Origin of the sequence: Psychrobacter sp. 1Y10, assembly GCF_052259005.1 — a bacterium.
In the GTDB taxonomy this organism is placed as follows: domain Bacteria; phylum Pseudomonadota; class Gammaproteobacteria; order Pseudomonadales; family Moraxellaceae; genus Psychrobacter; species Psychrobacter saeujeotis.
Window position 1 is genome coordinate 1 of record NZ_JBQQES010000005.1, and the last position, 12754, is coordinate 12754.

8 protein-coding genes, 1 tRNA gene and 1 pseudogene are annotated in these 12754 nt (G+C 40.9%); 1 reads left to right on the forward strand and 9 read right to left on the reverse strand.

Going from position 1 to position 12754, the window contains the following annotated elements:
* Positions 1 to 92: 92 nt before the first annotated feature.
* Positions 93 to 284: pseudogene (locus ACTXGH_RS07845) on the forward strand (transposase); the annotation flags it as partial.
* Positions 285 to 548: 264 nt separating this feature from the next.
* Here the strand turns inward: ACTXGH_RS07845 and ACTXGH_RS07850 are convergent.
* The 9 genes from ACTXGH_RS07850 to ACTXGH_RS07890 form a co-directional block, all read right to left on the reverse strand.
* A complete protein-coding gene (locus tag ACTXGH_RS07850; RefSeq protein ID WP_439296332.1) occupies positions 549 to 2981 on the reverse strand; it encodes a DUF927 domain-containing protein in 2433 nt (810 codons plus the stop codon).
* A complete protein-coding gene (locus tag ACTXGH_RS07855; protein ID WP_439296331.1) occupies positions 2971 to 3246 on the reverse strand; it encodes a helix-turn-helix transcriptional regulator in 276 nt (91 codons plus the stop codon). The genes ACTXGH_RS07850 and ACTXGH_RS07855 overlap by 11 nt, the downstream gene beginning before the upstream one ends.
* A 133-nt stretch (positions 3247 to 3379) precedes the next feature.
* Positions 3380 to 4366, reverse strand: coding sequence for a hypothetical protein (locus ACTXGH_RS07860; RefSeq protein ID WP_439296330.1), 987 nt, complete (start codon positions 4364 to 4366; stop codon positions 3380 to 3382).
* Positions 4359 to 5558: a tyrosine-type recombinase/integrase gene (locus ACTXGH_RS07865; RefSeq protein ID WP_439296329.1), complete on the reverse strand. Its 1200-nt coding sequence runs from the start codon at positions 5556 to 5558 to the stop codon at positions 4359 to 4361. Before ACTXGH_RS07865 ends, ACTXGH_RS07860 begins: the two co-directional genes overlap by 8 nt.
* A 149-nt stretch (positions 5559 to 5707) precedes the next feature.
* A tRNA-Ile gene (locus ACTXGH_RS07870) sits at positions 5708 to 5784 on the reverse strand.
* 93 nt (positions 5785 to 5877) lie between these two features.
* Positions 5878 to 6717 (reverse strand): pteridine reductase, encoded by an 840-nt coding sequence (locus ACTXGH_RS07875; protein WP_439296328.1) that lies wholly within the window; start codon positions 6715 to 6717, stop codon positions 5878 to 5880.
* An 85-nt stretch (positions 6718 to 6802) separates the two neighbouring features.
* The gene (locus ACTXGH_RS07880) at positions 6803 to 8038 is read right to left on the reverse strand and encodes a tRNA nucleotidyltransferase (RefSeq protein ID WP_439296327.1); all 1236 of its coding nucleotides are present in this window, start codon (positions 8036 to 8038) and stop codon (positions 6803 to 6805) included.
* A gap of 178 nt (positions 8039 to 8216) precedes the next feature.
* Positions 8217 to 10535 carry an NADP-dependent malic enzyme gene (locus tag ACTXGH_RS07885; protein WP_439296326.1) on the reverse strand — a complete coding sequence of 773 codons (2319 nt, stop codon included), beginning with the start codon at positions 10533 to 10535 and terminating at the stop codon, positions 8217 to 8219.
* A 528-nt stretch (positions 10536 to 11063) separates the two neighbouring features.
* Complete coding sequence (locus ACTXGH_RS07890; RefSeq protein ID WP_439296325.1) at positions 11064 to 12530, reverse strand: protein adenylyltransferase SelO; 1467 nt, start codon at positions 12528 to 12530, stop codon at positions 11064 to 11066.
* Positions 12531 to 12754: the final 224 nt, after the last annotated feature.

Sequence of the window (12754 nt, forward strand, 5' to 3'; positions counted from 1 at the left end):
ATTATGATAATTTAATCCTGTCAGGCATTGCTGCCTGACTAAAGTAAATCAGCCTCCGATAAAGTCGGGGCGGTTCAGTACAAGGAAAGGCAGTCATACCTTCCAAGTGTCACCGACTGCAACCAAGAGATTTCGATAAAGAGGTTTACAAAGCATGGCATTTTATCGAGAACTTCTTTGCCAAAATTAAGTAATACCGTGCGATTGCCACTCGTTATGATAAGTTAGCCAGTCATTTCCTCAGTGCGGTTCATCTGGTTTCTTGCGTTGTTTGGCTTAATTGATGACATGCCCTAGTAGGTTATAAAGTTCTAACGTAACTATTTATTAAAAACCAACTATAAAAAAAGGTAGTCGTTTAAAGGCTACCTTTTATCACTTGACCTATATTATTTTTGCTATGAATTAATTTATTTGGGACAGAAGGGACGAACGGGACAGCTCTTGTTACTAAAGGCTTTGAGCTATTCCAGTCTGTTTTTTAATTTCGAGACGAACGGGACAGGACTAACAAATTACTGTTTTCTGCACCGTTTGTCCCAGTCGTTTTAGTAGGGTTCACATGAAAGTATGTTAGCTTTGATCGCATAGACAGATGGGCGTTGCTTGCCATTAAATAAAGTATCAGGCATTTTGTAGATTTTACGGTCACTTTGGTTAAGTAGTAATAAGTCAGCTTCCTCTAATACTTGTAAGACTTTCTTTTTGCTAAAAGGTTCACATACCTTGTCAAAAGTCTCTTTAGAAAAATAATAGTCCCCCGTGTCCATATTGCGATAGCCTACACGGTTGGGAATTCTCTCCTCAAAGTTTGAGCGCATGTTTTTATAGCAAGGTTGAAAGCGACTTGATCCATGTTGTTCAATAAACGCCTTGATATGCTCTATAATTTGGCGTTGTTCGTGCTCACCATCGCGCCCATAGTTATCAAGCCAATTATCTAAGCATGTCATCACGGCTTTAGTTGCTTGTCCTGCTTGCCAGCCTGTAATGCCTGCACCTGTCGCTATCTCACCAGCTGCGGCAACAATAGCGAACCTTCTGGCCACTCTATGCGCCTGAGGTGCAAGGTAGCTATACTGGTTCATAAATTTACTTACAAGATGCTTAGCCTTGGCTGTGGTCGCTGCTTTGTCGGCGGTGATATATTCCAGCCATGCTATGCCAGCTACACCATAGTAAGTATGTGATAACTCCTTGATCTTATCAGCTTGTGCTGCGCCTGTGTCTGCCAATACTAAACTATCAAAAATTTTTAGACCTTTACCAGCATCAGCATCTATATGCGCTACTCGAACCTCAATACCTGCATTAGTTTTTTGCCCTGCTTGCGCCATAAGGTTTTGTATTGACTCTTCACCATTAGATAAAAAGATAATGCGCCATGTTTTGGCTATGCGATTGTGTCCCGTGGTGGTGCTGCGCCCTTTACCTTGACCATTAGCCAGCATGTAACTACTTTTACTAAGGATGTTGGGATCACATTCGCTGATTTCATCTAGGGGCAAAAAGCTGTCGTTATGCTCACTTGCTGTGCCTTCTAAGGCATTATCAGTGCTGCGCCATGTTTTAGTGTATTTGTCAGGTTTGCCCCATACGCTAGACGCTGCTTTAAGTGATAATGACTTACCCATACTTGATGAGCCTAAAAAGTGAAAGCCACCGCCGCCATCATCCAATATTTCAAGTAACTGACCAGAAAAAGCACATGAGATAGAGAAAGCAATACGGCTTTGTTCTGCCATTGGCTTGCATAATTTTTCATTCCATTGGTTTAATGTTCCTTGCTGGGCTAGGGTGCTATTGATTCTATGGGCATATTCATAGACGACTAACTGCTTGCCATCGCCGCCTATTGCGCCATCAGGTAGTATGTATTGGTCGCCATGCCAGCCCAGTTTATCCACGCATGATGCCCGTTTCTGAATAGGATAGTCTTGAATATAAGCGTCTAGGTAGCTGCGCTGTTTTATGTTTGTGGTAATGTTTAAGCCTTGGCTAGCTAGCTCTCTACGATATTCATGTGAATCACCTTGTAATAAAGATAACTGCATCGACCACTGATGCAAGACGTCATCATCATCCCGCCATTGTAGTAAGCGCCCCCATTTTGTATTATTAGTATCGCTAGTCTTAGCGATGATCTCAATTGGAGAACATACAAACAGGCTTATCTTGTGTATTATATTTGCTGGGTCGACAAGATTGTATTTCACAAAATAAAGCCCATCATGATATAGCTCAAAACGTCCATCATCATAAATCATAGGTTCATTAAGCTGTGGATCATCACGCCATTTAGGATAGCAAGCACTATCTTTCAGATTAATGATCTGGCTTTCATTAGCTGCCAATATTGCTTCATAGCTATTATTAGCAAGTAGCATCGTGACAATATCAGCCACAGTAACCAATGCCCTAGCATTTACGCCTGCAAATAGATTTATTAAGACTTTATTATCAAGTGTCATTGGTACGGTTACCTGTGATCCGCTGCCCCAATGCTGCACCATTTTTTTGAAGTTTTGCTTTGTTCTTTGAGGGCTAACAACAATAGTTTTATCACTATCCATCAGGCATGTATAAGCATCTATACCGTTCTCTAGGTCATCAAACGCTAGCACCTCATTAGCATTATTTATGTCACCAATGATGATAGCGCCATAACCTGTAGGGTCAATTACAATGGGTTTAATTGTGCTGTTTGGTTTGTAGAATACCGCGCCTACATTCTTGCCTTGCGCGTCAGTGAGGGAAATGGCAATTGTACCGGCGGTGAGTTTTGTTTTGCCAATCTCTTTGCCATGATATATAGTAGTATTACCTGTAACGGATAGTAGCCGTTTAGGTTCTAGTAGGTCATATATCTTTTTTAGAAAAACATCGCCTGCCAGCTCTTTTAATTTTGCTGGCTTGCAATTTAGTAATAGAGTATCAGCGCCCATGTTGTCTACATGGGCTTCTTTGTTTTTAGATTTCATTTTCACTCTCCACATCTTCATTATGAGAGAGCGAGCTTTTATAATTTTCCAGCCAATTGATTACATCTATGTTGCGCCACGCAACCATATTTGATGATAATTTGATGCTTGCAGGAAACTTGCCATTATTACTCCACTCATGGAGTGTCGTTCTGGAAAATGGCAGAAAATGAAGAATGTCTTTTGCTCTAGACATTCCCTGAGGCGGAAGGATATTACTAACTTCACTTACTTTAGATTCAACATTGTTTGTTAAGTCTTTCACTCTAGCGTCTCCGTATAATACGTTGATTATCCACCGCGGTGAACAATTACGGTGTAGCTAGAATGATAAAACATATGATGAAAGAGTTACCCTAACTAGAATTTCGGAAGTCCTAGTTAGGATTTAATTAATACTATTTGATCTGTTCATAAGCAATTTTCAGCCAGCTTGCTACTGCCTCTTCGCTTAAATTATTTCCCTGAAGCTCAATAGCTTTTCTTATAGCTCCGTTACTTTTTTCTGAGTATGGTTTAGTAATATTCAGTTCTAAAAGCTCGCTCGCTAAAGCGGAAATTATTTTTCCAGCATTATTAGCTGATCTTATATGTAATTCTTTAGTAGGTTTCTCAGAACTTAGTTTGTTATTCAGATTTTCTATTTGTGCAAGTTGTTGACTTATAAGTCTATTAGCTTTTTTTAATTTTTTAGCTAATTTTGGAGCTAAATCAATATTTTCAATCCTACGAAGGATGAAGCTCACATCTTGACTTGAAAATATTAATTTGCATTGTTTTTCAGGTTTTATCGCTTTATGATAATCGCTATCAGGCATGTGTAATACCCAGCCAAAAACCTCATCCTCTCTTAATAAAGCCGCGTAATCGTCTTCACCCATATTGCCAAAAGGATTTTTTGAGATAAATTTTATGTGGTGAGAAATAGGCTCATAATCACCAATAATAACTTTTAAACCTAAATTAGTATGCATTACATTGTTAGAAGAGATACTAAATATACCTTCAACATAAGGAGCGAAACCATCGTTACCCATAGCATACTCATCTTTAAAAGTAGTAAGCAGCTTTTTGGTCTGATATATTATTGCGTCTATGTCTAAAGAAGCATCATATCTCTGTGGATCTACTAGTTCCTTTAACTCCAAAATATTAATATCTTCATTTATAGTTGCAGATAGCTCTTTTATAATATCTTCACGACTCTTCGAATAGACAGATCTAACACTATTAATAAGACCTTTGTAATGAACATAAGGTGTCAGTAGATGGGTGTCTATAAAACGTTTTATTGTTAGATCACTACTAAGCTGAGGATCAGTTGATGCAGCTAATTTATTTTTGACTTCTTCAAGAGTATAAAAGTTCTTTAAATGGTCAGACATCGTTATTATCCTTAAGATGAAGTTTACTTAAGTAGTCAGCCCACTTATTCATCATATCCTTACGATAATCTAAGTGCTGAGCACCGTTATAAGCTCTACTGATTTTGCTCTCTTGTTCATGTGCTAGTTGTAACTCAATAGCTTCATGCATAAACCCTTGCTCATGCAGAGTAGTACTCGCTAGTCCCCGAAAGCCATGCCCTGTCATCTTGTATTTATAACCCATTTGATAAAGTGCGTTAATAAAAGCGTTCTGACTGTACGGCCTACGAGTTGAAGGGTTATAGAATACATACTGCTCTGAAAAATTTAGTTCTTTGATTTGCTCTAATATCTTTATAACCTGTGGTGCAAGAGGTACAATATGAGGTCTATCCATTTTCATTTTATTTGCAGGTATGCGCCAAGTTTTATCATTCCAGTCAATTTCTGACCACTCCATAAATCGAATTTCATTAGTTCTTACAAAGGTATAGCATAAGAACCATAGACCTAGTTTGACAGTTATATGTCCAGTGTATGCATCGATATCTTGTAAAAGCTTAGGTAGTTCTTTTGAAGTAATACGACTGTGATTTTTTGTTCTGTGCGGTTTGATCGCTGCTGATAAGTCTGCTGCAGGATTTGACGTCGCTACGCCTATGCGAATAGCGTGCTTAAATATCTGTCCTACTTCTGCCATTATGCGTCGTGCCATTTCATTAGCACCACGTGCCTCGATACTTTTACCAATCGCTAAAATATCAGGTGATGTAATGTCGTCGATTAGCTTATGCCCTATAACTGGTTTAACGTCACGCATATAGGCTGAGTAGTTACGACTAAACGTACTTGAGGCTAAAAAGGTTTTACGATCTGTATACCAAGCCTGTGCAATAGTATCAAAAAGTCTTGAGCCATCTTGCTCAGCGAGTTTTTCTTTTTTCTTACCTTTTGGGTTAATACCTTCGTTAATCTGTTGCTTTATTTCTAGGTTACGCTGGCGTGCCTGCTGCAGTGTAATTACTGGGTACTTGCCCAAGGTCAGTGATTGCTGTTTACCTTGCCAGCGGTAAGCACTGATCCAGACTTTGTTTCCGGTGTGTCTTACCCACAGTTGAAGGCCGTCGCCATCACTATGCTTGTCAGGGCGGCTAGGGGTGCATTTGTCACTTGGGGTTAGTTTGTTGATAATCGTATGAGTTAATGGCATGTTGGTATATCCCCGTGTTGATATAATCTATACCAACAAATATACCAATATTCTATATAGTTCGCCATATACCAAGGTATTCGGAAATTACGTAAAATCCCATAAAAAAAGGCTTGCCGCATCGCTGCGAACAAGCCTGATTTGATATATGGTGGGCCCAGTAGGACTTGAACCTACGACCAAAGGATTATGAGTCCTCTGCTCTAACCAACTGAGCTATGGGCCCTAACGTTAGACGCACAATGATACCTGATTTTTTTAAATTTTCAAGTAAAAGATAGCAACTAAACGATATTATTCAGCTCTTTTTGCTTACTTACTAAATATTACCACCAGCTAAGGTCAAACCACGACCGCCATCGACATTAATAACCTCTCCTGTGACATAGCTTGCCTTTGCTAAATATAATACGCTTTGTGCAATATCATCTGGTGTACCGATTCGCTGCATAGGAATAGAGTCGATGATATTTTGTTGCTGTATGTCCTCGAGTGCTTGGTCGCTATCGGCATCAGGCAATACGTTTACCCCAGGTGCAACGCCATTAACGCGAACATAAGGCGCCATATCTAACGCGAGAGACTGTACCATCATCCGGTGCGCTGCCTTTGCCATATTATAGATAGTGTAGTGCTTAAACGGTTTATTATGAGCGTGAATATCAAGTAGGCTAATGATGCATCCATACTGCGTTTGTAAGTAAGGCAAAAAAGCTTGGCTAAGTAATAATGGTGCTTTGGCATTGCTCAAAAACAGATCATCCCATTGGTCATTATCTATACTATTGAGCGGAGTCGGGTAAAATCGTGATGCGTTATGTACTAGCACATCAAGCTGTCCAAATCTATCTATAACGGATTGAACAAACTGAGTTAATAAATGGCTATCGGTGACAACTGCTAAATCCGCAACGACAACTGCCGCACTATTATCACGGATTTCGTTAAGCTGGTTTGCTAGCGCTATTGCTTGTTGCTCGCTACGATGACAATGGATAATGACACGGTAGCCTTGATGATGCGCTGCTCGAATGATGGCTGCGCCAATACGCTTAGCGCTACCAGTGACGAGTATGACGGGACTATCACTGTATGAGTGGTCATTGTTCACGTCAATAGATGGGTTTGTGTCGCTCTTCACTGTGGATTCGATTGGCATAAAAATACAGTTTCCATCGTCTAATCGTATTTTGTTTAATAAAAAAGGTTGTTAGCTTTGCTTACAGATAAAATATATGACACTGTTAGTCAGTACTGGCTATAGATTGTTCCATAGAGAACAGATGCGCAGCACGCGCCTCATTTAATGCTTTACCGATGGCAGCGCCCTTAATGTCTGCATCTATACTTTTTATACCAATAGCATGAAAGCTATTTAATGCAAGCATCATTTGACGATGTTGTTTTGCCAGCTGTAATACATGACTGGTTACCAATAGCTGCGACAACTTATTAGGCTCTTTATGAGCGCTACAGGCTTGGATAAGATCAATCTTTTGAGTAGCGTTTAGTTCATTGACTGCGCTTAATTTCCCAGCTTGGGTAACGAATAAGCTTGCAAACTGAATGGGTACTTTAGGTACTTTGGCGCTATTGCTTATAGAGGTGATGGCTTTTAGAGCGGCTTTTTTCTCCTCAGCCGCAACACTTGTATGTGAACCGCTTGATAGTATGTCAGGGTTAGGTTGCGAGACGAATATGGATTGATCAAGACTAGCCATCAATAACGCCCAACGCTGAGACAAATTTAAGTGCATTTGACCAGCAAAGTATAGTGCTGTCTGTACCGTTTCCCGTACACGAGTATCACTCCAAGCGTGATGCAATGGCGCAAAGTACTCAGTTAAAGCGCCGATCGCATACAACTGCTCCCAATAAACCTGAGGAGAGTCTTGCATCATTGCGCGGCTTGATTCTTGCCAAATACGCTCAGCACTCAAATGGGTAAGCTCACCTGAATCGACCAGTTGGCACATGAGCGTGATGGTTTCCTCAGCGATGTGAAAACCTAAGTCATAATAACGTCCATAAAAGCGTGCGACTCGCAGTACCCGTAGCGGATCTTCGCTAAAAGCCTCCGATATATGACGTAAGGTCTTGCTCTGAATATCATCGAGTCCACCATAATAATCAATTACTTCACCCGTAAGAGGCGTGTCATCAGTGAGGCCAGTTACTTCAATCGCCATCGCATTGATGGTTAAGTCACGGCGCTGTAAGTCATCTTGCAACGTTACATCAGGGCTAGCATGTACGCTAAAGCCTTGATAACCACGACCAAGTTTGCGCTCAGTACGTGCGAGTGCATATTCTTCTTGAGTAGTCGGGTGCAAAAATACGGGAAAGTCTGCACCGACTTGAATAAAGCCTGCTGCTAGCATCTCATCGACGGTTGCACCTACCACCACAAAGTCTTTATCTGTAATAGGGCGATCTAACAGCTGATCACGAACTGCACCACCAACGAGATAAACTTGCATGGAAACCTCTTTTATTCGTCAAACAAATTTTAATCAGATGAATATTATTATCATTTTATTGAAGCAAAAAAAACCAGTCTATACCATTTATGACGATGATATAGACTGGTCTTAGTATAGCAAACTACTACTATTAATCATGAACAGTAGCAGCTCATCGATAAATATAATGCGGCAATTACTTCTCGTTTTCTAAGTCTTGCGCTTCAGTGACAGCAAGCGCCGTCATATTGACCACGCGACGAGCTGTCGCTGATGGCGTCAAGATATGAACAGGCTTATTGGCTCCCAGTAAGATTGGACCAATAGAGGCGCTGTTTGTTGCTGTTTTAAGCAAATTAAAGGCAATGTTTGCAGCATCAAGCGTTGGCAAAATAAGCAAATTGGCCGCACCTTTTAGGTGACTTGATGGCATATCTTCTAAACGAATATACTCATTAAGCGCAGCATCACCTTGCATCTCACCATCAAAATCGAAATCCACATTCATCTCATTTAGTAGCTTATAGACTTTGCGCATTTTGACAGCACTAACGCGATCAGAGGTACCAAAGTTTGAATGTGATACCAAAGCGACGCGCGGCGTGATGCCGAAGCGGTGCAATTGATCCGCAGCCAATACGGTCATTTCAGCCAATTGTTCAGCAGTAGGGTCTTCATGAATATAGGTATCAGCAATAAAGATATTGCGATCTTGCATGAGTACCGCATTCATCGCATAAAAGTCACTTACACCGTCTTTTTTACCAATGACTTTTTGGACATAATCAAGATGTAATTGATAATGGCTAAACGTACCGCAGATCATGCCCTCAGCGTCACCATTTTCGACCAGAAGCGCACCAATAAGGCTGGTCTTGCGACGGACATCACGACGAGCAAGCTCAATACTGACACCGCGGCGTTTATTTTTTTCGTAATAACCTTGCCAGTAATCTTTATAACGAGGATCATCATCTTGGTTGATAATGGTAATGTTCTCACCGTCTTTTAGACGTAAGCCAAGCTTCTCAATATTGTTTTCAATGACTGATGGACGTCCAACCAAGATAGGTTTTGCCAGCTTTTCATCAACGACGACTTGTACGGCAAGAAGGACATTGTTATCTTCACCTTCACAGTAAACGATACGCTTTGGATCTGACTTCGCACGAGAGAAGATAGGCTTCATCACAAACGCTGAGTTATACACAAACTCTGATAAGCGCTGACGATAAGTATCTAAGTTATCAATCGGTAAGGTTGCAACACCTGAGTCCATCGCCGCTTTTGCAACTGCAGAGGCAATCTCGATGATTAAGTTTGGCTCTAGCGGTCCTGGAATCAGATAATCAGGGCCAAAGCTTCTCATTTTGTCGATATTTCTGACGTTCGTGGTCGGCGTCGCTTCAACGTGCGCCATCGCTGCAATCGCACGTACGCAAGCAATTTTCATCTCTTCGTTAACAGTCGTTGCACCTACATCTAATGCCCCACGGAAGATATAAGGAAAGCATAATGCGTTGTTAACTTGGTTTGGATAATCTGAGCGTCCGGTCGCCATAATGACGTCTGGACGTACTGAATGCGCCAATTCTGGCATGATTTCAGGCGTTGGATTGGCGAGAGCAAAGATGATAGGGTTTTTTGCCATACGGCGTACCATATCGGGGCTTAAAATGCCAGGCATTGATAGGCCGATAAACATGTCCACATCGTCCATCACATCATCAATGGTACTAGCATCGGTGTCGCGAGCATAACGTTGTTTTGACTCGTCTAGATTCTCACGACTGGTGGTAATAATACCGCGTGAATCAGAAACAAAAATATTGTTCTGATCAACACCAAGAGCACAGATGATGTCTAGGCAAGAAATGGCGGCAGCACCAGCACCTGAACAGACGATTTTGATCTCTTCAATCTTTTTGCTAGTCAGAATGAGGGCGTTTAGCATGGCGGCAGCAACGATAATAGAGGTACCATGCTGATCGTCATGAAAAACTGGAATGTTCATACGTTTACGCAGCTCGCGCTCGATTTTAAAACATTCGGGTGCTTTGATGTCTTCTAAGTTAATACCACCAAACGTTGGCTCCAGTGATGCAACCGCTTCAATAAATTTGTCAGGATCATTTTGTTGAATTTCAATATCAAAAACATCGATACCAGCGAATTTTTTGAATAATACCCCTTTACCTTCCATCACTGGTTTTGACGCCAGCGGACCGATATCACCCAAACCCAATACGGCAGTACCGTTAGTAATAACACCAACCAAATTACTACGTGCTGTATATTTAGCGGCTGTCGTTGGGTCTTTTTGAATCTCAAGACAAGGTACTGCGACACCTGGCGAATAGGCTAAAGCCAAATCACGCTGGTTAGCCAGTTGTTTAATAGGTGTTACCGAGATTTTACCTGGTCTTGGAAACTCATGATAATGTAGAGCAGCCTGTTCGAACTGTTCTTTATCTGTATTAGGATTATCCATATTCAAATTGGTATCGTCATTCATAATAATGGCCATTGTTGGAATAAATTGAAATAAAACAAAGTGTGATAAACAAAATAAAGTAACGCTCGACCCCAAAAAATCGTCGAATATAAGCTCCAGCAAATAACAGATTAAGGAGCTACTAAGCGACTATTAAAAGGCGATGCACAGTCAAAAAAGCGTTAGGCTATGATCAGATGATAACGTAAAGCGAAAAGCTAATAAACTTAGCTATTTTAGTCTAGCATTATTGATAATTAGCTGCCGAGTCAATCATAACGAAGTGCATAACTTATATAATAAATTGATAACGAACATTTAGCCAGTTGATAGTAACAAATAAAGTGAAATTTACAATATATATTCAATATTGTGACTATTGTTTTAAATTTAGTCTAAATTTTACTGTCAGTTATTAGGTTAGTGGTTTCATCTCAAGATTTTTTAGAAGTGACATAATGATTAACAACTAAACAGAGAATAATAAAAAACGTTTATTAACCTCTGTTAGGGTTTAATAGTAGTAATCAAAAAGAGATTCTGTAGTATTTATGAAGAACAACTGATCGGCATCTGCGGTGCATTAGGAGCTGGAGGGGTACTATCAAGCGCTGTTGCGATATCTTGTACCGTATATGGGCTGGCAAGCAATTCATATAAGCGTGACACCTCTTCAAACTGCCCTTGTTCAGCAGCAGTGATAGCGCGCTGAGCCATGCTATTACGGAGTACATAGACAGGATTAGTCGTTTGCATGTCGGTGACGACTTGTTCAATAGATAGCGCTTGCACATGCGCTAAATAACGCGCTGACCAATCTTGCCATACTTGTAATGCCTCACCTTGCAATTCATGAGTCAAGGTGGCTAATAATTGCTTCTCATAAGGGTAATTCTCTGGAGATACTAAACCTAAGAGGGCACGAAAGCTATTGGTATAATCAAGCAAGTTGTCTTCTAGTAAGGTCAGCCACTCAAAAGCTAAGCTTAAGCTCTCTTTTTGATGCGGCAATCCTAACTTACGACACAGTCCTTGTTGATAATGTTGCATAAAGGTTGGTTCATAAGGGGCTAAGCAATCTGATAACGCTTCACGCGTCACGCCCTCTAAGCGCATAAAGTGTGGCAACCAGATATTGAGATTCCAGTGTCCAATAGCAGGCTGGTTTTGATAGGTGTAGCGTCCAGTATGGTCAGAGTGATTGTTGATCCAAGCAGGATTAAAACGTTCCATAAAGCCAAATGGCCCAAAGTCTAAAGTACTACCAGTGATAGATAAGTTATCGGTATTCATCACTCCGTGTGCAAAACCAATCAGTTGCCAGTCAGCTATCATACGTGCAGTACGCTCAACGACTGCTTGCAAAAATGCTAGCACTGGCGTTTCGCTATCACGACATTCTGGATAGTAGGTGTCAATCATATAATTAGTAAATTCACCAAGCAAATCAGGAGCAAAGCTTGCAATCCACTCTATGTGACCTAAGCGAATATGACTATCTGCTACGCGCATCAAAGCAGCACCTGCTTCCATACGTTCGCGGCGTACAGGCGTATCTGATACGACAAAGCCAAGCGCATTAGAGGAGGGGATACTGAGCTGATTGAGAGCATGCCCACATAGATACTCACGAATAGTACTGCGTAATACCGCCCGCCCATCACCCATCCGCGAGTACGGTGTCAGACCAGAGCCTTTAAGGTGCAAATCTTGCAATTGGTTGTCATTGTCTAGTACTTGCGCCACGAGCAAGCCACGTCCATCACCCAATTGTCCTGCCCATTGTCCGAACTGGTGACCTGCATAGGCCATCGCCAAAGGCTCAAATTGAGTAGGCACATAATGACCACCGAGAATCTCAACCCAGCGTGCCATTAAGTCTTCATCATCTGCCCAACCTAGCTGCTCTGCTACTTGAGTATTAAAATGCCCAGCACGCGGATTTTTTAGCGCGGTTGGTGGCTGCTTGTGATATAAACGTGGGTCTAAATTGACATAGGTATTTTGATAGCGCATACGTGCTTTTCCTATTGATACTCACTAAATATGAATAATAACGATGATATAAAAAACAATAAATATACTATAACATAGCCCTAGTGCTACACCTGTGCACTCTGTCCATGTCTTGTAATTTATCTTAAATTAATCACTGTTATAAGATGATAAATTTACGATGGCAAACTAATTTGATGAGTGTTAGTTGTCGCTTTACTCAACAGACCCTAAGTAATGGTAAA

Bases quoted from the DNA above. Each gene is read 5' to 3' on its own strand.
- ACTXGH_RS07885 (WP_439296326.1), bottom strand. From the start codon at position 10,535: ATGAATGACGATACCAATTTGAATATGGATAATCCTAATACAGATAAA.
- ACTXGH_RS07875 (WP_439296328.1), bottom strand. From the start codon at position 6,717: ATGCCAATCGAATCCACAGTGAAGAGCGACACAAACCCATCTATTGAC.
- ACTXGH_RS07865 (WP_439296329.1), bottom strand. From the start codon at position 5,558: ATGCCATTAACTCATACGATTATCAACAAACTAACCCCAAGTGACAAA.
- ACTXGH_RS07860 (WP_439296330.1), bottom strand. From the start codon at position 4,366: ATGTCTGACCATTTAAAGAACTTTTATACTCTTGAAGAAGTCAAAAAT.
- ACTXGH_RS07890 (WP_439296325.1), bottom strand. From the start codon at position 12,530: ATGCGCTATCAAAATACCTATGTCAATTTAGACCCACGTTTATATCAC.
- ACTXGH_RS07850 (WP_439296332.1), bottom strand. From the start codon at position 2,981: ATGAAATCTAAAAACAAAGAAGCCCATGTAGACAACATGGGCGCTGAT.
- ACTXGH_RS07880 (WP_439296327.1), bottom strand. From the start codon at position 8,038: ATGCAAGTTTATCTCGTTGGTGGTGCAGTTCGTGATCAGCTGTTAGAT.